Source organism: Bacteroides mediterraneensis, assembly GCF_900128455.1.
GTDB lineage: Bacteria > Bacteroidota > Bacteroidia > Bacteroidales > Bacteroidaceae > Phocaeicola > Phocaeicola mediterraneensis.
Genome location: NZ_LT635783.1, coordinates 1,446,878 through 1,467,767 on the forward strand (window position 1 = coordinate 1,446,878; position 20,890 = coordinate 1,467,767).

At 48.8% G+C, this 20,890-nt stretch carries 15 protein-coding genes and 2 pseudogenes; 7 read left to right on the forward strand and 10 right to left on the reverse strand.

The window, feature by feature from the left end; translation table 11 throughout:
- Positions 1–74 precede the first annotated feature (74 nt).
- The gene (locus BQ7480_RS05715; RefSeq protein ID WP_072542081.1) at positions 75–1,061 is read left to right on the forward strand and encodes a hypothetical protein; all 987 of its coding nucleotides are present in this window, start codon (positions 75–77) and stop codon (positions 1,059–1,061) included.
- A complete protein-coding gene (locus BQ7480_RS05720; RefSeq protein WP_072543921.1) occupies positions 1,054–2,268 on the forward strand; it encodes an acyloxyacyl hydrolase in 1,215 nt (404 codons plus the stop codon). Before BQ7480_RS05715 ends, BQ7480_RS05720 begins: the two co-directional genes overlap by 8 nt.
- A 25-nt stretch (positions 2,269–2,293) precedes the next feature.
- On the opposite strand, the gene tpx is transcribed toward BQ7480_RS05720, so the two are convergent.
- From tpx to BQ7480_RS05760, 9 genes and pseudogenes are all read right to left on the reverse strand, one after another.
- The gene (gene tpx / locus BQ7480_RS05725) at positions 2,294–2,842 is read right to left on the reverse strand and encodes a thiol peroxidase (RefSeq protein ID WP_072543922.1); all 549 of its coding nucleotides are present in this window, start codon (positions 2,840–2,842) and stop codon (positions 2,294–2,296) included.
- Positions 2,843–3,168: 326 nt separating this feature from the next.
- Positions 3,169–4,323, reverse strand: coding sequence for a galactokinase (gene galK, locus BQ7480_RS05730; protein ID WP_072542082.1), 1,155 nt, complete (start codon positions 4,321–4,323; stop codon positions 3,169–3,171).
- Between the two features lie 70 nt (positions 4,324–4,393).
- Positions 4,394–4,687: pseudogene (locus tag BQ7480_RS18325) on the reverse strand (MFS transporter); the annotation flags it as partial.
- A gap of 171 nt (positions 4,688–4,858) precedes the next feature.
- Positions 4,859–5,887: pseudogene (locus BQ7480_RS05735) on the reverse strand (MFS transporter); the annotation flags it as partial.
- Between the two features lie 51 nt (positions 5,888–5,938).
- Positions 5,939–7,033, reverse strand: a complete 1,095-nt coding sequence (locus BQ7480_RS05740; RefSeq protein WP_072542084.1) for an aldose epimerase family protein — start codon at positions 7,031–7,033, stop codon at positions 5,939–5,941.
- Positions 7,034–7,129: 96 nt separating this feature from the next.
- Positions 7,130–8,416, reverse strand: coding sequence for a bifunctional folylpolyglutamate synthase/dihydrofolate synthase (locus BQ7480_RS05745; protein WP_072542085.1), 1,287 nt, complete (start codon positions 8,414–8,416; stop codon positions 7,130–7,132).
- A 70-nt stretch (positions 8,417–8,486) separates the two neighbouring features.
- Entirely contained in the window at positions 8,487–9,134 is a 648-nt protein-coding gene (locus BQ7480_RS05750) for a hypothetical protein (RefSeq protein ID WP_072542086.1), read from the reverse strand.
- A 173-nt stretch (positions 9,135–9,307) separates the two neighbouring features.
- On the reverse strand, positions 9,308–10,492 hold the full coding sequence (gene dnaJ, locus BQ7480_RS05755; RefSeq protein WP_072542087.1) for a molecular chaperone DnaJ: 1,185 nt from the start codon (positions 10,490–10,492) through the stop codon (positions 9,308–9,310).
- 15 nt (positions 10,493–10,507) lie between these two features.
- Complete coding sequence (locus tag BQ7480_RS05760) at positions 10,508–11,125, reverse strand: nucleotide exchange factor GrpE (protein ID WP_022354931.1); 618 nt, start codon at positions 11,123–11,125, stop codon at positions 10,508–10,510.
- A gap of 276 nt (positions 11,126–11,401) precedes the next feature.
- Between BQ7480_RS05760 and BQ7480_RS05765 the strand changes: the two genes are divergently transcribed.
- The 5 genes from BQ7480_RS05765 (at position 11,402) to BQ7480_RS05785 (ending at position 20,208) form a co-directional block, all read left to right on the forward strand.
- Positions 11,402–15,742 carry a CusA/CzcA family heavy metal efflux RND transporter gene (locus tag BQ7480_RS05765; protein WP_072542088.1) on the forward strand — a complete coding sequence of 1,447 codons (4,341 nt, stop codon included), beginning with the start codon at positions 11,402–11,404 and terminating at the stop codon, positions 15,740–15,742.
- A gap of 20 nt (positions 15,743–15,762) precedes the next feature.
- Positions 15,763–16,680 carry an efflux RND transporter periplasmic adaptor subunit gene (locus BQ7480_RS05770; RefSeq protein WP_072542089.1) on the forward strand — a complete coding sequence of 306 codons (918 nt, stop codon included), beginning with the start codon at positions 15,763–15,765 and terminating at the stop codon, positions 16,678–16,680.
- 9 nt (positions 16,681–16,689) lie between these two features.
- Entirely contained in the window at positions 16,690–17,733 is a 1,044-nt protein-coding gene (locus BQ7480_RS05775; protein ID WP_072542090.1) for a sensor histidine kinase, read from the forward strand.
- Position 17,734: 1 nt separating this feature from the next.
- A complete protein-coding gene (locus BQ7480_RS05780; protein ID WP_072542091.1) occupies positions 17,735–18,493 on the forward strand; it encodes a LytR/AlgR family response regulator transcription factor in 759 nt (252 codons plus the stop codon).
- A 95-nt stretch (positions 18,494–18,588) separates the two neighbouring features.
- Entirely contained in the window at positions 18,589–20,208 is a 1,620-nt protein-coding gene (locus BQ7480_RS05785) for an ABC-F family ATP-binding cassette domain-containing protein (RefSeq protein WP_072542092.1), read from the forward strand.
- Positions 20,209–20,343: 135 nt separating this feature from the next.
- Here BQ7480_RS05785 and BQ7480_RS05790 read toward each other — a convergent pair whose 3' ends face one another.
- On the reverse strand, positions 20,344–20,826 hold the full coding sequence (locus BQ7480_RS05790; RefSeq protein ID WP_072542093.1) for a cytidine deaminase: 483 nt from the start codon (positions 20,824–20,826) through the stop codon (positions 20,344–20,346).
- Between the last annotated feature and the right edge of the window lie 64 nt (positions 20,827–20,890).

The window sequence follows — 20,890 nt, forward strand, 5'->3', positions numbered from 1 at the left end:
TCTAATTTTACGCGACCGAAGCTGTCAGTCAGTTTGTCGGCAAAAGATTCACGTTTGAATGAAATGATACAGGTATGATGAAAAGCACGTTCTGTATGCTGCAATGCAGTATCCTAAGTTTGATGTCGGTGTTGGCCGGATGCAACAGCGAGGTCTTTATTGATGAATTTTTGACGGATTGTCCGACTGTTTCCCTTTCGGAGGATGCAACCGATGTGACCGTCCGTTTCGAAACCGATAATTGGGAAATTGTGAGTTTGGATAATCTGCGGGAAGACTTGTCAGTGTTTGTCACCGACCTGGAAGGGAAGAACGGAAAATCGCTTCCGCTTGAAGAAGGCGAAACTGGTATTGTACATTGCCGGAATTCTTTTCTGGATTTTCAGGTGGTAAAAAGCAATAGTCGCGAATTGCATCTGATTGCCGGAGAGAATCTTTATGACTGGCCGTTTGAGGCCGCAATCAGGGTAGGCAACCGTTACGAAGAAAAGATGATTCAAATTTCTTTTGCACCGACCAGGAAATATCAGGTAGACAGTGTAGCATACGACTGGAGTCAGTTTTCTTTTTATGACAATATGTTGGAGCCGGTAGACAAAATGGTTGTGAATACCCTGAACAGTTCCCAGCCCGTGACAGTGTGTTTTTATCCCTACCGCAATTCAGCCCGTACAGTGGAATTTTACATGCTGAGTAACAGTGGAAATATAGAGAGAGAAGCAGTACAGCAATTGTTGGAAGATTCTCTTTCTCAGGTTGAGATTCCGGATGTGGTGAATGGCGTGCCGGGATTATATGGCACGAAGGTGCCTTTCTGTGTTCAGGAGCAAAGGCTGGATGCGGGGCTGGACAAAAACCTGGGGGTGGTAAAGAAACTGGAACCCGGTAGGAAAGTACGCTTGGAAGTCTTTACTGGAATGAAGATGTATAATATACCTTATAAGGTTTATCTCTCCAATTCGTTTACCGGAAAGAAAATGATATTTTCCGGGACGCTTTCCAGTTCAACTCCATTCGATTATTTGATAATACCTTTTGACATTACCAATGAAGATGAATAGATTCATAGTCAGGATGTACGTAGGTGCAGTCTGGTGCACTTGCACCCTGTCGTTGTATGCAGGCAGCCGTGACAGCCTTTCCCATAAGACGGTGCATGCGGTAGGCTTTGACCTGAAGCCGGCCTATGTGTTCCCCACCCATGAGTTTTTTGCCGGGAACAATGCGACTTTTGCGCCCATCCGGAAAAACCTGTCGGTCAACCTGAAATACGGATTCAAGTTTGCTCCTGATTCATATTTCGGTCGGATGTATCCCCATGCCCTGCAAGGTATCGGGGTAGGATACCACACGTTTTTCAACACAGCCGAGGTGGGAAATCCCTGGTCTGTTTATGTGTTTCAGACTTCTCGTATTGCGAGTATTACTCCTCGTTTGTCTTTTGATTATGAATGGAATTTCGGAGCCTCTTTCGGGTGGAAAAAGTTTGATGCCGAATCGAATCCCTACAACCGGGTGGTGGGATCTAAGGTGAACGCTTATATTCATTTGGGCTTTCTGTTGAACTGGCAGCTGGATGCGTGTACTAGTTTGCGGGCCGGAATTGCCGCTACCCATTTCTCGAACGGGAATACGGGCTATCCCAATGCGGGGGTAAATACGGTGGGAGCCAGTATCGGCATTACCCGTTATTTTGGAGGAAGTGAGAAAACGGAATGTGCCTGTACCTTCCGGAGTCCGGCTTTCAAACCCTATCTCAGTTACGATTTGATTGTGTATGGCTCTACCCGGAAGAAGGGGGTGTTTCTGGAAGACGGTACCCCCATTTTGGTACCCGGTTCCTTTGGCATTCTGGGGCTGAATTTTACACCGATGTATAATTTCAGCCGCTATTTCCGGGCCGGTGTGTCATTGGATGCCCAGTACGATGAGAGTGCGAACATTTCCCGTCATATCGCCAACAGTGTGACAACTCCCGATGCAGAGACCATTAAGTTCTATCGTCCTCCCTTCCGGGAACAATTTGCCGTCGGACTTTCGTTGCGGGCCGAAATCGTGATGCCGATTTTTTCGATTAATTTGGGTTTTGGTCGGAATGTAATTTGCCGGGGAGCTGATACTGACGCATTTTATCAGGTTTTGGCTTTGAAGACAGATATTACCAAGAATCTGTTTTTGCATGTGGGCTACCAGCTTCATGATTTCAAGGACCCCAACAACCTGATGCTGGGCGTGGGATTCCGTTTCAATGCCAAAGGAAGGGAATAGGGGTTCCCTTCACTTTGGAGATTGGTTATTGCACGGCTTTCAGTGTAGCTTCATAGTCCGGTTCGTGGGAGATGTTTTTCACCAGCTGCGTATAGCATACTTTTCCATTCTCGTCCACCACGATGACGGCCCGTGCCATCAGTCCTTCCAACGGTCCGTCGGCCAGTTGCAGACCGTAGTGGGTCATAAAATCATGGCTGCGGAATACAGACAGGGGAATTACATTGTTCAGCCCTTCGGTAGAGCAGAAGCGTGACTGTGCAAAAGGCAGGTCCATGGAAAGGCACAGTACTACAGTGTTTGTCAGCCCTGCCGCCCTGGCGTTAAATTGCCGGACAGATAATGCGCATGTTGGTGTATCCAAACTCGGGAAAATGTTCAAGATTACTTTTTTTCCTTTGTAGTCCGATAAACTGATTTCTTCCATTTTTGCATTGACTGCCCGGAAGTCGGGAGCTTCTCTTCCTACTTTAATCATCGGGCCCGAGGTGTGTGCTTCTACTCCCCGGCAAACAACGGTTTCTCCTTTTTCTTGTGAGGAATTGCTGGAGGATGTGTTGGCTGTAAGATTCATTGATATGCCGTACAGACCTATCACAACCATCCATAAGATTCTACTGATTTTTTTCATATCAAATAATAATTAAAGGTTAGAATGATAAAGATAGGGCGATTTTTCTATTTCTTCAAATGGTATGCATTCCTTTTGGATTTTTCAAATAATAGTTGTAATTATTATATGTTTTCTCCTCTATATAAATAAAAAAATACGGGATTGTTTCGAATCCCGTATTTTCATTTGCATAAAATATTTTAGAATGGCTTATTGGTGTCATTTTTTATATTCCAGCTATTTCTTAGAATATTGCTGGTGAATATCTTCTTTTATGATGTAAGAAATTAGCAAACCTTGTGTGAACCGTCGCTGATTACGACATCATATACTTTCGGGCTGCGGCCGAATTTTTCTTTGAAGCGTTCTTTTGCGGTAGAAATGAAGGTTTCATACAATTCATTTTTTACCAAGTTAATGGTACATCCACCGAATCCACCACCCATTACACGTGAACCAGTTACTCCGCAATCAAAAGCGATGTCGTTCAAGAAGTCAAGTTCTTCGCAGCTTACTTCGTAGAGTTTGCTCATGCCATGGTGAGTTTCGTACATCTTTTGACCTACTGTTTCGTAATCACCTTTTTCCAGAGCGTCACATACATCCAATACACGCTGGATTTCTTCGATTACGTATTCTGCGCGCATGTAGTCTTCTTGGGTTGCTTCTGCTTTCACTTCATTCAGCATGTCCATTGTACAGTCTCTCAGGAATTCTACGGTCGGATGATTCTTTTTAATGGCAGCCACTACAGCTTCGCAGCTCTGGCGGCGTTTATTGTAAGCAGAAGAAGCCAGTTCATGTTTTACAACTGAGTCAACGAGCACCAAACGGTATCCATCTGGGCGGAAAGGGAAGTACTGGTATTCCAGTGAACGGCAGTCCAGACGAATCAGGTGACCTTCTTTTCCGAATACAGAAGCGAATTGGTCCATGATGCCACAGTTCACGCCACAGTAGTTGTGTTCAGTTGCCTGACCTACTTTAGCCAGTTCGAACTTATCAATCTTGTTGTCGCCAAACAAATCGTTCAACGCAAAAGCGTATGTAGATTCCAATGCAGCAGAAGAAGACATTCCGGCACCCAGAGGTACATCACCTGCAAATGCTGTGTTGAAACCTTTTACGTCAACTCCTCGTTTGATCATTTCGCGGCAAACACCGAAAATATAACGTGCCCAGCTTGCTTTCGGAGCATCTTCCTCGTTCAGGCCAAATTCTACGTAGTCTTTCAGGTCGATGGAGTAGGCACAAACCTTATCTTTGCCGTTCGGTTTGATTTCAGCTACCATTCCTTTGTCTACAGCACCCGGAAATACGAATCCTCCGTTATAGTCTGTGTGTTCACCAATCAGGTTGATACGTCCCGGAGAAGTATATACTGAGCCTGTTGTACCGTCGAAATGCTTGATAAAGCGGCTTCTTACAAATTCTATGTCCATAATGATAAAAATTTAAGGGTTAATATTAAAAGCATATCCGGCCCTGACACACAGGACCGGACGGCCGGATTTATTCTACAGGAATATCTTTATTTACATTCTTGCAACCTGTCAGACCGTAGAACAGCAGATAAGCAAGCATGGCTACAATCAGCCAGTAGCTGGCCATATAACCTACTGCATCGGAGATGACTTGTTGCAGCAACGGGAAGATTCCACCACCTACTACCATCATCATAAAGATTCCGGAAGCCTGTGCGGTGTATTTACCTAATCCTTCTACAGCCAAGTTAAAGATACCTCCCCACATGACGGAAGTACACAGACCGCAAAGGACGAGGAATAATGCACTTACTGGTACACGGGGTGTTTCCATTGATTTTACGACCTCAGCAGGAGTTGAATGTATTTCCTTCAGTGCCTCTGCATAGGGGGCCAAGGCTTCTTCCGACGGATTGCTGACGAATGTCGCAATCTGATCGGCTGGAACACCGGCGTTTGTCAAAATTTCAGAGGTCTTGGCTGCCGGATCATATACCACTTTCGGCACATTGAAACCCACTGTCTTGGGCGTGAAGATGGCGATGACTGTAAAGATTATGGCAGTAGCGGAAACGGTGATCAACTGTGCGCGGGTTGAAACTTTTCCACTGATGATACTACTGGTCAGACGACCCACCAGCATCAACAACCAGTAAATTGCTGCGATGGCGCCGCCGATAGCTGCACCGTTGGTCAGGATTCCGGCTCCCTTTTCACTGGAGTCGGCCAGGTAGAAGTTTAATGTACCCGGAATACCGATTTCAATACCTACATAAATAAAGATACCAATCACTCCCAGTACTGTATGACGGAAGCTCCAAGGGCTATGAGAGAATTTTTCTTTAGCTGCATTATCGCCTTTCTTTCTCATGTGAGGTTCCGGAATAGATACGAAGGAAATCACGATGAAAGTGAAAGCGAATACACCCATGGCGATGAACAACAGTGGAGCCACATCAGACATGGCTGTTTTCGGAGTCACTGTACCGATGAGCACGCCCACAAAGAGCGGTGTCAGTGTACCAGCCAATGAGTTCAATGCACCACCCGTCTGAATCAGCTGGTTACCTTTGTTGCCGCCACCTCCTAACAGGTTCAGCATCGGGTTGACTACTGTATTCAGCATACATACGCTGAAACCGCAGATAAAGGCACCCAACAGATACACGATGAAGTTCAGTTTGATGGCGTATTCACCTAAAGAGAAGACATCCACATCTGCTCCGAAAAGACTTGACAAGTATTGTACCAGCAAACCGACAAAGCCGACTGCCATGGCAATCAAGGATGTTTTTTTATATCCGATTCTAACCAGCATGTTACCGGCAGGAATACCCATGAAAAGGTATGCCAAGAAGTTCATCATGTTACCCATCATACCTAATGTGTTTGCACCGGCATACTGGTTTTTCCAGATGGTACCAAACGGTGCAGCCAGATTGGTAACAAATGAAATCATCGCAAACAGAAAGAACATCGTAATGATTGCGATGACATTAGTTTTTTGTTTTTGTTGCTCCATGGTTTAAATTGAAAGTGTATTAAGTTATAAATTAGATTGATTTTTTAGGTATTATTTTTCGACCCCGAATTTATAGATGGTTACTTGGTGATAGGTGTCTTCCGGTTTCAGTACGACTGAAGGGAAATGTCCTTTATTGGGTGAATCTGGAAAATGCTGTGCTTCAAAGCAGATGGCGCTTCTGGCCGGGAATGTGGCTCCATGGTATCCGGTGAAGCCGTTGTGCCAGTTGGCAGTGTAGACTTGCACACCTGGCTCGGTGGTATAGACTTCCAATGTACGTCCGCTTTCCGGTTCTACACATTTTGCTGCAAATACCAAAGCGTCTGTTTCCCGTTTGTTCAATACGTAGCAGTGGTCGTATCCGGCTCCGTTAATGAGTTGTTGGAAGGGCTCATTGATACGGCTTCCTACTGTGTGTGGGGTACGGAAATCCATCGGCGTTCCTTCCACTTTCAAAATTTCCCCCGTCGGGATAGATACTTCGTCGATAGGAATATAATAGTCTGCGTTGATAGTGACGATATTGTTGTCTACGGTCGGTGTCGGGTTGTTCAGACCAGCCAGGCTGAAGAAGGCATGATTGGTCAGATTGATGATGGTTTTTTTGTCCGTGTTGGCCACGTAGGTAATGACCAGTTCGTTGTTTCCGGTAAGGGTATAGGTCACGGTGACATCCAGATTGCCAGGGAAACCTTCTTCTCCATCTTTGGCAAGGTAATGCAGGCTGACAGTGTGGGCTTCTTTCTGCTTGGCATCCCATACACGAGCATGGAAACCAGTAGGACCTCCGTGCAAGGAGTTAGGTCCGTTATTGATGGTCAGCTTGTATTCTTTTCCATCCATCAGGAAGCTTCCTTTGGCGATGCGGTTGCCGTATCGTCCGATTAATGTACTGAGGAAAGGTTCATGACTGTTAATGACGTGGTCAATACTGTCATGTCCTTGAACCACATTGGCCAGTTTCCCGTTTTTATCCGGAACCATTATAGCTAAGATTGCTCCCCCGTAGTTTGTGATGGCAACTTCAGCGCCACTTTGATTTGAAAGAATAAACAAATCAGTTTCTTTACCGTCGATTGTTTTTTGAAAATCTGCTCTTTTTAAGCCGCTTAAATTATTTTCTTTGTAAAATGTGTTGTTCATATTATTAAAATCTTTTTAGTTCACACATCATTTTGTTGTGCAAATAAAAAGATTTTCTCCAACATACCCAAACATTTTTCAAAGAAAGAATACGGTTTATTTATTTAAAGAAAGTAAATCGGCTACAATAAAACTGCTTCCTCCCACAAAAATGAAATCATCGGGCTGAGCTTGATGCCGGGCAGCCTCGAAGGCTTCTTCCACATGGGGGTAGGCATTACCGTGCAATCCGAAGCTTTCTCCTAAAGCTTTCATTTTGTCACAAGGAAGTGCCCGTTTCACACTGGCTTGGGTGAAATAATAACATGCCTTTTGGGGAAGCATGGAAAGTACACCGCTCACATCTTTGTCATTTACCATTCCAATCACGATGTGCAGGGTTTGATACGTCTGCCGGCGAAGCTGCTCTGTGATGTATTGCATGCCGCCCACGTTGTGTCCGGTGTCACAGATGATGGTGGGGTGTTCTCCCAGTTTTTGCCAGCGTCCCATCAGTCCGGTCAGTTCACAGACGTGCAGGAAGCCTTCCCGCACATTTTTTTCTGTGATACGGTAACCGATATCAGGAAGCCGACGGAGGGCGGAAAGCAAGGTGTTGGTGTTTTTCAGCTGGCATAGTCCGCCCAGTTCACCTTCCAGGTCGGCATAGTCTGCCGTCTGGTAGATATAGTGCATGGTTTCGTTTCGTCTGGCATCGAGAAGCAGGTGTTCGTCTTCAGCAAATACGATGGGGGCACCTGCGGCTTCTGCCTTGGCCTGAAAGACCGGTCGGGTCTCCGGAGTGGTTTCTCCGATGATTACCGGAACGCCTTTTTTGATGATACCGGCTTTTTCGGAGGCAATTTTTGCCAGTGTATTTCCCAAAAACTGCACATGGTCGAAGCTGATGTTGGTGATGACGCACAAGTCGGGCTGGATAATGTTGGTGCAATCCAGTCTTCCTCCAAGGCCCACTTCAATGACGGCCACATCCACTTCCTGTTGGGCGAAATATGTAAATGCCATGGCGGTGGTCAACTCAAAAAAAGAAGGGTGCAGCGGTTCGAAGAAGGCACGGTGTTTTTCTACGAAATCGACGACGAACTCCTGGCTCACCGGTGTGCCGTTCACACGGATTCGTTCGCGGAAATCGACAAGGTGAGGAGAGGTGTAGAGGCCTGTCTTATAGCCTGCAGCCTGCAGGATAGCTGCCAGCGTATGCGAGCAAGAACCCTTTCCGTTGGTTCCGGCCACGTGGATGGTGCGGAAGCGGCGGTGAGGGTGGTCGAAATAATTGTCTAGTGCATACGTGTTGTCCAGCCCCTCTTTGTAGGCATCCTTGCCAACTTGCTGAAACAGAGGGGCACTGTTATATAGATAAGTGAGCGTTTCCTGATAATTCATGATTCTTGTTTTTTAAGCCGCTGCAAATATCATCATTTTTATCAGGATAACCTATCTTTTTAGCTTTCATTTACCACCAATAAGGCCCTTGGGGAGCTTTGATTCCTTCCACACCGATGCTGATGGAGCTGCTTTCATTGAATTTGAAGTTAATCATTCCGCCAATCCGGTCAGGAGCAAAATTGGGCAGCGGGTAGTAGTAGGGCGAACGTTTCGGCATGAGTGATTTGTTGCCATACGCATACAGGCTGATTCGTTCGTTCACCTTAAAGGCTGCAATACCGGCAATGCCCACGTTCCGGTAATTGATACCTCCCCAGTTGAAATTGTTGGCATACAGTCCGCCTGCCACGCTGAGGCGTTTGTTCAGGGGAACGGCATACAGGAAGGCTGCATCCTGTCCGAATCCTACGCCGGAAGGCGCATATTTGCTGGGGCTGAACGTGACGTTCATGCCGATGGAGGCATTGAATCCTTTATGCAGCTCCCATGTGGTATAGCTGAAGGGAGTGATGCCATACATATCGAAGGGAGAATATAGATAATGTGATTGTACGGGTGCGGGCAGAGGTACACTGAGGGTATCCTGCGGCAACAGATTCTCCGTGTGCAGGGGAGCGGCAGAAACGGAGTCGGCTGGAAGAGACTTTTTGTTTTCGGTCTGTGCAAAGACGAGTACCGGACAAAACAGTATTCCTATCAAGATACAGTGTTTCATTACTTTCTGTTTTTTAGGTGCCTCAAAAATACAAAAAAAGTGCCTTGCATTTCCCAGGATTATCTCTTTTTAGGTTTGGTTTAAAGATTATTTGGACAAATGGGAGGGAACCTATGAAAAAAGGCCATCCCTGTAAAGGAATGACCTTGTATTTCTGTCAAAAAGAGATTGCGTTAGTCGAATAGGCTTCTGAACTTCTTGAAGATTTTTTCTTTCAGGCTCATGTTCGGCTTGAAGTTCTCGGCTTCCTGCCATTTTTCGAGTGCCTGACGCTCTTCTTTGGTCAATGTTTCCGGAATGTAGACACTGACATTGACCAGCAAGTCGCCTGTCCCCGTATTGTATCCGTAGCTGTTGATGTTCGGCAAGCCTTTGCCCCGCAGGCGGAGTACCTTGCCTGGCTGTGTGCCCGGCTCTATCTTGATTTTTGCCTTTCCGTCGATGGTCGGGATTTCTACCGTACCTCCCAAAGCTGCCGTCGGAACGCTCAGCAGCAGGTTGTAAATCAGGTCGCTTTCGTCGCGAATCAGTTCCGGATGCTTTTCTTCTTCAATCAAGACCAGCAGGTCGCCCGGCACTCCGTTGTGTTTCCCGGCATTACCTTTTCCATTGATGGTTACCTGCATGCCTTCAGCCACCCCGGCAGGAATCTTCACGGTGACTACTTCTTCACCGTACACGATGCCTTCGCCGCCACATTCCTTACACTTGTTCTTGATGATTTTTCCTTCACCTCCACATTGCGGACATACGGTCTGGGTCTGCATCATACCGAAAATACTCTGTTGTGTGCGGGTCACGCTACCTGTTCCGTGGCAGGTAGGACAGGTTTCCGTGCCTCCGTCGCCTTCGGCACCCGTGCCGTGACAGTGGCTGCACTGCACGTATTTCTTCAGCTTGAACTTCTTTTCTACGCCCGTAGAGATTTCCTTCAAGGTCAGTTTGACTTTCACCCGCAGGTCGGAACCACGGAACTTGCGTTGGCGCGGCTGGCCGCTTCCGCCAAATCCGCTGCTGAATCCGCCGAAACCTCCGTGTCCGCCGAAAATATCGCCGAACATAGAGAAGATATCGTCCATGGACATGCCTTGGCCACTGAATCCGCCGAATCCGCTTCCGCCTCCGGCTGCACCGTCTACACCTGCAAAACCAAACTGGTCATAACGTGCACGTTTGTCGGCATTGCTCAACACTTCGTAGGCTTCTGCTGCTTCCTTGAATTTTTCCTCCGCCTCTTTGTCGCCCGGGTTGCGGTCTGGGTGATACTGGATGGCTTTCTTTCGATACGCTTTCTTTATTTCATCTGCCGTGGCCGTTTTGGCAACTCCAAGCACTTCATAATAATCTCTTTTCGCCATGACTCTACCTGTTTATTATTGGGCAACCACCACTTTAGCGTGACGGATGACTTTCTCGTTCAACTTGTATCCTGTTTGTACGCAGTCCAGAACCTTTCCTTTCTGGTCTTCGCTGGAAGCCGGCACCAATGCGATAGCTTCGTGGAAATCGGTGTCGAAATCCTGACCGACAGGTTCCATCTTTTCCAAGCCTTCCTGATGCAGGTTTTTCAGGAACTTCTGGTAAATCAGTTCCACCCCGTCGTAGATGGCCTTTACGTCTTCCGCTTTCTGCATGTTCTGTAGTGCACGTTCCAAATCGTCCAGAATCGGCAGCACGGCATTGATGGCCTTTTCACCACCGTTCTTGATCAGTTCGGCCTTTTCCTTGATGGTACGTTTCCGGAAATTATCGAATTCTGCAGACAGGCGCAGGTATTTGTCTTTCTGCTCGTCGATTACTTTCTGAGCTTCTTCCAATTCCTTTTCCAGCTTTTCTTCTGCAGTGAGTTCCTTCTTTTCTTCCCCTTCTTTCTGGGTTTCTTGCGTTTCCGCTTCTTGAGATTCAGCGGCAGTCTGCGCGTTTTCGGCAGTGTTCTGCTGTTGGTTCTTCAATTCTTCTTCCACGTTTGGGTTTTGATTTTTGTTACTCATATCTTAATGGTTTTTATTTCAGTTGAATGTTTTTGCTTTTTCACTAGCAAAATCTGTGCCTCAATCCGGCTTTTGTACGGATTGGCCGCAAAAATAATAAAAAACTGCCACACTGACATGGAAAAAGATAAGTTTCGGCTTCCGCCTTTCCTTTTTCCATTTCATCTTCCCGAAAGGTCGTTTCAACCCTTGATTTGTCTGTTTCACACTTTTATGCATCTTTTAGAGAGAGCGAGGAATTAATTTTGCTACCATCATCAATCAACACTCAAGAAAATGTTTAAGAAAATAGTCCGTTTTTCAATTCGCAAAAAACTGTTTGTCGCCCTGACGACACTGTTTTTAATGATAGGGGGCATCTATTCCATGCTGACATTGCCCATTGATGCCGTGCCCGATATCACCAATAATCAGGTGCAGATTGTCACGGTGTCGCCCACGTTGGCGCCTCAGGAGGTGGAACAGCTCATTACGTTCCCGATAGAGGTGGCCATGAGCAACATCATGAATGTACAGGAAATCCGTTCGGTGTCCCGTTTCGGACTTTCCGTGGTGACGGTCGTATTCAAGGAAAGCGTGCCCACGCTGGATGCCCGTCAGCTGGTAAATGAGCAGATACAGACCGTGGCTGGAGAGATTCCCTCCAATTTGGGGGTACCGGAAATGATGCCTATCACTACCGGGTTGGGCGAAATCTATCAGTATGTGCTGAAGGTAGCTCCCGGGTATGAAAAGAAGTACGATGCCATGGAGCTGCGTACCATCCAGGATTGGATTGTGAAACGCCAGCTTTCGGGTATTCCGGGTATCGTGGAAATCAACAGCTTCGGAGGTTACCTGAAACAGTATGAGGTAGCCGTCGACCCGGATGCCTTGTATTCGTTGAACATCACCATCAGTGATGTGTTCGATGCGCTGAGCCGCAACAACCAGAACACGGGAGGAAGCTATATAGAAAAGGTAAACCGGGCGTATTACATCCGTTCGGAGGGTATGATTTCCGATTTGAAAGACATTGAACAGATTGTCGTGACCAACCGGGGCGGGATTCCCGTGCATGTAAGTGACATCGGAAAAGTACGCTATGGCGCCCCCAAGCGTTTCGGAGCCATGACCAAGGATGGAGAAGGTGAGTGCGTGGGAGGTATCGCCATGATGCTGAAAGGAGCCAACGCCAATGTGGTGACCCAGGAACTGGAGAAGCGGGTGGCCAAGGTACAGAAGATGCTGCCCGAGGGTATCAGCGTAGAACCCTACCTGAACCGTTCGGAACTGGTGAACCGTAACATTTCGACGGTCATCCGTAACCTGGTGGAAGGAGCCATTATCGTGTTTCTCGTCTTGATTGTGTTCCTGGGAAATGTACGTGCCGGACTGATTGTGGCTTCCGTCATTCCCTTGGCCATGCTCTTTGCCTTTATCCTGATGCGGGTATTCGGCGTGTCGGCCAACCTGATGAGTTTGGGGGCCATCGACTTTGGTATTGTGGTAGACGGTTCCATCGTGATACTGGAAGGTATTCTGGCACACATCTATGGCAAGAAATGGATGGGCCGTACGCTGAGCAAGCAGGAAATGGATGAAGAAGTGGAAAAAGGTGCCGGCAATGTGGTGCGGAGTGCGACGTTTGCCGTACTCATTATTCTGATTGTCTTCTTCCCGATATTGACCTTGACGGGAATTGAAGGCAAGTACTTCACTCCGATGGCCAAGACCCTGGTGTTCTGTATCATCGGTGCCCTGTTGCTGTCGCTTACTTATGTGCCGATGATGGCATCGCTTTTCCTGAAACGTACCGTTTCGTCCAAGCCGACCTTGGCCGACCGTTTCTTTGAGAAGTTGAACCGCGTGTATCATCGGATTTTGAATTTCTGTCTGGCTCATGTGTGGGGTACCTTGGCTTCAGCCTTTACCTTATTAATATTATCCTTCTTGTTGTTCACCCGGTTGGGAGCCGAATTTATTCCGACACTCGATGAAGGCGACTTCGCCATGCAGATGACGCTTCCGGCAGGTAGTTCCTTGAGCCGCAGTATCGAGGTATCGCTTGCGGCTGAGAAGAAACTGAAAGAAGATTTTCCGGAAATCAAGCACGTGGTCGCCAAAATCGGTACGGCTGAAGTTCCTACCGACCCGATGGCCGTAGAGGATGCCGACGTGATGATTGTGATGAAGCCGTTCAGTGAATGGACTTCGGCCAGCAGCCGCGCGGAGATGGTGGAGAAGATGAAAAAGTCGCTGGAGTCGGTGAAAGGAGCCGAATTCAATTTCAGTCAGCCCATCCAGTTGCGTTTCAATGAGTTGATGACAGGAGCCAAAGCCGATATCGCCATCAAACTGTATGGAGAAGATATGGCCGAACTCTATGCCAAGGCCAAAGAGGCAGCCAAGTATGTGGAACAGGTGCCAGGAGCTTCCGATGTGCTGGTAGAGCAGGCCATGGGACTTCCGCAGTTGCTGGTGAAATACGACCGTGCCAAGATTGCCCGCTACGGCATTGACATAGAGGAACTGAATATGATTATCCGTACGGCCTATGCCGGAGAGGCTGCCGGAGTGGTCTTTGAAAACGAACGCCGTTTCGACCTCGTATTGCGTCTGGACAAGGATAAGGTGAAAGACCTGAACATCGACAAACTGTTTGTCCGCACGAGCGAAGGCATTCAGATACCGGTCAGCGAAGTGGCCAGCATCGACCTGGAGAACGGACCGTTGCAGATTAACCGCGATGCTACCAAACGACGGATTGTCATCGGTGTCAATGTGCGCGATGCCGACATCCAGCAGGTAGTGGAACAGATACGTACTTCACTGGAGAAAAATGTCAAGCTGAAACCCGGTTATTACTGGGAATACGGCGGACAGTTTGAAAACCTGCAGAATGCCGTACGCACGTTGAGCATTGTGATTCCGATTGCCCTGATGCTGATACTTTTGCTGTTGTTTTTCGCATTTAGAAGCGTAATTTATTCGTTAGTTGTTTTTTCTACCGTACCTTTGTCTCTGATTGGAGGTATCGTAGCCTTGTGGTTGCGTGGACTTCCGTTCAGTATCTCGGCCGGTGTGGGATTTATCGCCCTGTTTGGTGTGGCCGTGCTGAATGGTATCTTGATGATCAATCATTTTAATGATTTGCGAAAAGAAAAAACTTATACTATGTGTACGAATCGAATCATTGCAAAAGGATGTCCTCATCTGTTGAGACCGGTGTTCTTGACCGGACTGGTGGCTTCACTGGGCTTTGTGCCCATGGCGGTAGCTACCTCGGCCGGAGCCGAAGTACAACGCCCGCTGGCGACCGTAGTGATTGGCGGACTGATTGTATCTACCGTGCTGACCTTGATTGTCATTCCGGTGTTCTACCGGCTGGTAAATGTCATTGCCCATTTGTGGGGACGGAAAAGACACCGTGCTCGGTTGGGCCGAAAAACCGGAATGACCTGTCTGCTGTTATTGCTGGCCGTATCTGCTTCCGCCGTGAATCCGACTCCTCAGAAGGCGATTTCGCTGGATGAGGCCTTGGAAATAGCCTTGCAGAATCACCCACGGTTGAAGATGGCCAATGCGGAAATCGAACGGAGCCGGGCAGCCCGTGGAGAAGTGTGGGACGGGGGTAACACTTCGTTCAGCTACTCCTGGGGGCAGTTGAACGGGGAATACCGGAAAGATAACGAACTGTCGGTAGAACAGTCGCTCGGTTCCTTGCTGACTCCTTTTTATAAGAATGCCTTGGTCAATGCACAGGTGACCACCGGCAGTAACTACCGCGACATGGTGAAGAAAGAAATTGTGGCTGAAGTGAAACGGGCGTGGGTGTACTATCAATATGCTCTCCATTTGTATCGTTTGTATGGAGAGCAGGAGGAGCTGGCCCTGAAGCTGCGTGAAAGCGGGGAACTGCGTTATCAGCAGGGAGATATTGACCAGACACAACGGAACATGATTGCCACGCTGGCAGCGGATCTTCACACCCGCAGCCTGCAGGCACGGGAGGAAGTGGAGCTGGCTTCCCGTCGTTTTGCGTGGGCCTGCTATGCCGGTGCGCCGGTAGTGCCCAATGACAGTTCGCTGGCCGTACTTCCGCTCTCTTTGCAGGACCGTACGCTTTCGGCAGCCCATCTGAACTATTTTGCCAGTCAGGTACAGGAAAAGAAATCGGAACTCCGCATTGAACGCAGCAAGTTTTTCCCGGAGTTCTCACTGGGGTATGTGCGTCAGAAAATCGCCCCGCTGAACGGATTGAACTCGTGGATGGTGGGCGTGTCTTTCCCCATTCTGTTCTTCCCCCAGCGCAGCCGCAGCAAGCAGGCCAAGGTGAACTTGCAGATTGCAGAATGGCAGGCCGAGCAGAACCGGGTACAGTTGAACAACCAGGTGGAAGAGCTTTTCCGCCGTGCCCGCCAGCAGCAGGAGAGTCTGGATTATTATTCCAAGGCTGCCCTGAAAGAGGCAGAAGCCTTGCAGGAAAGTGCCCTGCTGAAGTTCAAGGAAAGTGAAATCAATATCACGGACTTCGTGCAGAGCCTGAACGCTTCACGCGACATCCGCCGGAGTTACATTGAAACGGTATATGCCTATAACGTATCCGTACTGGAAATCGAATTATACACTGAATAAAAAATAAAAAGCATAACAAGATGAAACAGATACTTTTTTTCTCAGCCTTATGGTGTGCACTGGCTTTCACGGCTTGCGGGGGAGGTGCATCCGAACAAACAACCGATGAAGCAGCCGGCACACAGTCGGCACAGGCCGACAGTCTTTCAGCCTCGGCCGACAGCGTGGAAGTGGACGGGGTTTCTGGAGCGACTCAGGTGGCCAATGCACCGTCTTTCAACGGCATCCTGATGGTACCTCCGCAGCAGCATGCCACCATTACCTTGAGCATGGGAGGCGCTGTACACAGCGTGGCTTTCCTTCCGGGCAGCTACGTACAGAAGAACCAAGTAATTCTGACATTGGAAAATCCGGACTTCATCGCCTTGCAGCAGACCTGGCTGGATGCAGCCGCACAAGTGGAATTTCTGGAAAAAGAATATCTCCGCCAGAAGAACCTGGCTTCGCACGAGGCCGCTTCACAGAAACAGATGCAGCAGAGCAAGTCGGACTATCTCTCCATGAAGAGCCGGCTGGATGCGGCGGCTGCCCAGTTGCAGATTCTGGGTATGGATACCCGTCATTTGCAGACGCAGGGCATTCATCCTTATTTGGAGATAAAAGCTCCGCTGAGCGGATATGTGACGAACATGAACGTCAATCTGGGAAAATATTTCAATGTGGGTGAACCTGTATGTGATGTGATTGACAAGCAGGCACTGATGTTGCAGCTGACTGCTTACGAGAAAGATTTGGACGATTTGAGGGTGGGCGACCAGATTGAGTTTCGTGTGAACGGCATGGGAAACAAGACTTTTGAAGCCGTGTTGGTTTCCATCGACCAGATGGTGGACAGCACCAACCGCTCCATCAAGGTGTATGCCCGTGTGTTGCATCCGCTGAAAGATTTCCGTCCCGGAATGTATGTATCAGCCCGTAAGGCTCCCCAAAAATCTTGATTGTGACGCATGAAGCGAATCGTGAACAATAAATATCTGCTGGTAGTGAATGCCATCGCCATCATGGTGGCATTCCTTACGCATTTCCCGGAACTGATTACCTTGTCGAATCCGTATTCGGCCGACGGGCTTTCGTTTCCGGGTATGCACTGGGCAGATGTGGGCAATGAGGTGCTGTTTACGTATGTTTCCTTGTTGTTGCTTTTCTTCCTGAACGAGGCCGTGTTCCATTTCAACAGTGACATGGTTTCCATCGGGTGGAAGAAGATGCTCTGCGCGTTTGTGCTCACGTGGATTGCGAGTAATCTGCTTGGAAAGTTTTTCGTCTACTTGCACCAGCATTTCGACATTCCGGCCATTGATGCCATGCTTCACCATTATCTCCATCCTTTACGGGATTTCCTGATTACCTGCATTGTGACGGGAAGCTGTTATTTTTTTCATCAGAACCGGAAAAGCCGCAAGATGTTGCTCGAAAACCAGCAGTTGCGCACGGAAAACATCATCAACCAGTATGAAGCCCTGAAGAGCCAGCTGAATCCGCACATGTTGTTCAATTCGCTGAACACCTTGTATCTGCTCATTCGCGAATCGCCCGACAAGGCCCGTCATTACCTGGAGGAGCTGTCGAAGGTGATGCGTTACACCTTGCAGGACAATGAGTCACATTCCGTGACCTTGCGGGAGGAGATGGAATATGTGAGGTCATATATGTATCTGCTGCAGGTGCGTTACGAAGAAAACCTGCAGTTTGACATCCGGATTTCGCCGGAGCTGCTTTCCCGCAAGCTGCCTCCCATGGCCCTCCAGCTGCTGATAGAGAATGCCGTGAAGCACAACGAAATCAGTAACCGTCGTCCGCTGACGGTGCTGGTAAAGGCGGAAGGCGATACGGTGGAGGTGAGCAACCCGTTGCAACCCAAGCGGGGTGGGGCGGCCGGAATGGGAATCGGACTGGCCAATCTGGCCAAACGTTACCAGTTGCTGTATAAAAAAGAGGTTTCCGTACAGGAAGAGAACAACCGTTTTACTGTGATTTTGCCTTTGATTTGAAATGAAAACACTGATTGTAGAAGATGAGAAAGCGGCTTTGCGCAACCTGAAGGCCGTGATGCAGGAAGTAGACACCGATTTTGAAATCGTCGGGGAGGTGGACAGCATTTTCGACGGAGTGGAATGGTTTCGTACGCATCCCATGCCGGAGCTGGTGTTTATGGACATTCATTTGGCCGACGGCTCAGCCTTCGACATTTGTGCACAGGTGGACATCACCTGTCCGATTATCTTTACCACGGCCTACGATGAATATGCATTGCGGGCGTTCAAGGTGAACAGCGTGGCCTATCTGCTCAAGCCCATCAGCCGTACTGACTTGCAGGAGGCCATGCACAAGCTGGAACTGTTGGGCGGACAGCCGAAGGAGGAGAAACAGCCCGACCTGTCGGATATTATCCGTAGCCTGAAAAAGGAGGAAAGCTACAAGACCCATTTTCTGGTGCCGGTGAAGGGCGACAAATTCCTGCCGGTATCGGTCGATTCCATCCAGTATTTCTATATTTCCAACGGGCTGGTCAAGGCTGTCGACGGAGACGGGAAGGAGTTTGTGTTCTCGCAGTCGCTCGACGAGCTGGCCGAACTGCTCAACCCGCACGATTTCTTCCGGGCCAACCGCCAGTTTATCGTATCGCGGAAGGCCGTATCCGACATCAGTCTGTGGTTCAACGGACGGTTGGCCATCAACTTGAAAGTGCCGGTGCCCGAGAAAATCATCATCAGCAAGGCCAAGGCTTCGGAACTGAAGGACTGGTTCTGAACAGAAAGGGAGAAACGCTTCGTGGTTTTTCCCTTTATTTTTTCGGTGGAAATCCGTATCTTTGCCGCATAATTCAAAAAAGGTAGAAAAAACAGATGATAACAGTTTCAAATGTAGCCGTTCAATTTGGTAAAAGAGTGTTGTATAACGACGTGAACCTGAAGTTCACGAATGGTAATATTTATGGCATCATCGGAGCCAACGGTGCCGGTAAGTCTACGTTCCTGAAAGTGATTTCGGGCGAGCTGGACCCCACCAAGGGAAGTGTCACCCTGGGACCGGGCGAACGTCTTTCGGTATTGAGCCAGGACCACTTCAAGTTTGATGCCCATACGGTGCTCGATACCGTGCTGATGGGACACACCGTGTTGTGGGACATCATGAAGCAGCGCGAGGCCCTGTATGCCAAGGAAGACTTTACCGATGAAGACGGTATCAAGGCAGCCGAACTGGAAGAAAAGTTTGCCGAACTGGAAGGCTGGAATGCCGAGAGCGATGCGGCCATCCTGCTGAGCGGGCTGGGCATCAAGGAAGACAAGCATAACACGCTGATGGGTGATTTGAGTGGTAAGGAAAAGGTGCGCGTGATGCTGGCACAGGCGCTTTTCGGAAATCCGGACAACCTGTTGCTCGACGAGCCGACCAACGATCTGGACATGGATACGGTGACCTGGCTCGAAGAATACCTTTCCAACTTTGAGCATACCGTGCTGGTGGTGAGCCACGACCGTCACTTCCTCGACTCGGTATGTACGCATACGGTCGATATTGACTTCGGCAAGGTGAACCTCTTTGCCGGTAACTATAGCTTCTGGTACGAATCCAGCCAGCTGGCTCTCCGTCAGCAGCAGAACCAGAAGGCCAAGGCGGAAGAAAAGCGCAAGGAACTGGAAGAATTTATCCGTCGTTTCTCTGCCAATGTGGCGAAGTCCAAGCAGACTACCAGCCGCAAGAAGATGCTGGAGAAACTGACGGTCGACGAAATCAAGCCGTCGTCACGCAAGTATCCGGGCATCATCTTTACGATGGACCGCGAACCGGGCAACCAGATTCTGGAGGTGTCGGGTCTGCGTGCCGAAACGGAAGAGGGTACGGTGCTCTTCAACGACGTGAACTTCACGGTGGAGAAGGGCGACAAGATTGTGTTCCTGAGCCGCGACCCGCGTGCCATGACGGCCTTGTTCGAGATTATCAACGGCAACCGCAAGGCGCAGGCCGGACATTATAACTGGGGGGTAACCATCACCACGGCTTACCTGCCATTGGACAACACTGATTATTTCAACTGCGACCTGAACCTGGTGGACTGGCTGAGCCAGTACGGTCAGGGAAATGAGGTGGAAATGAAAGGCTACCTGGGACGCATGCTGTTCTCCGGCGAAGAAGTGATGAAGAAAGTCAGCGTGCTGTCGGGAGGAGAGAAGATGCGTTGTATGATTGCCCGCATGCAGCTGCGCAATGCCAACTGCCTGATTCTGGATACTCCGACCAATCACCTGGACTTGGAATCCATTCAGGCGTTCAATAACAACCTGAAGATTTACAAGGGAAATGTGCTCTTCTCTTCACACGACCATGAGTTCATCGAAACCGTGGCCAACCGTATCATCGAGCTGACTCCGAACGGTATCATCGACAAGATGATGGATTACGACGAGTACATCTCATCCGACCATATCAAGGAGATGCGTGCCCGTATGTACGGCGATAAATAAGATGCAAAAAAACGCCTTTGCGTTTGGAGGAAAACGTAAGTACGTTTTATCCGAAACGCAAGGACGTTTTACTTGAAACGCAAGTACGTTTTTGTGGAAACGCACTTGCGTTTTTTTCTGTCCTCAAAAATCTTCTTATTTCGTCAGAAATTCCCCGCCGAACGACAACGGGAGCAGGTCTTTCGTACCGTCTACCTCGTAAATCGCTTTCTCGCCATACAGCAGGATGCGCATGGGCTGACGGTAGCGTTGCTCCGTTTCCAGCAATACCTGGCGGCAGGCTCCGCAGGGAGGAATCGGCGTGTCAAGGTAGCCGGCTTCGTTGCGGGCAGCAATGGCCAGTGTCAGTACCGCCTGGTCGGGATACTGGGAATTGGCATAGAACAGTGTGGTGCGTTCGGCGCACAGGCCGGAAGGATAGGCGGCGTTTTCCTGATTCGTTCCCGTGACGATAATCCCGTTTTTCAGCAGGGCGGCGGCACCGACCGAGAATTTGGAGTAGGGAGCGTAACTGCGCGAAGTGGCCTCTTTGGCCTTGTCAATCAGCTCGCGGTCTTGCGGGGCAAGTTCTTCGTATTGCAAAGAGTGGATACAGATTTCCAGTTTAATTTCTTTCATGGCTTTTGTTTTTGTGGTTGGGTAATAAACAAATATACGCAAAAAATCGGTTTTCCTCCTGCTT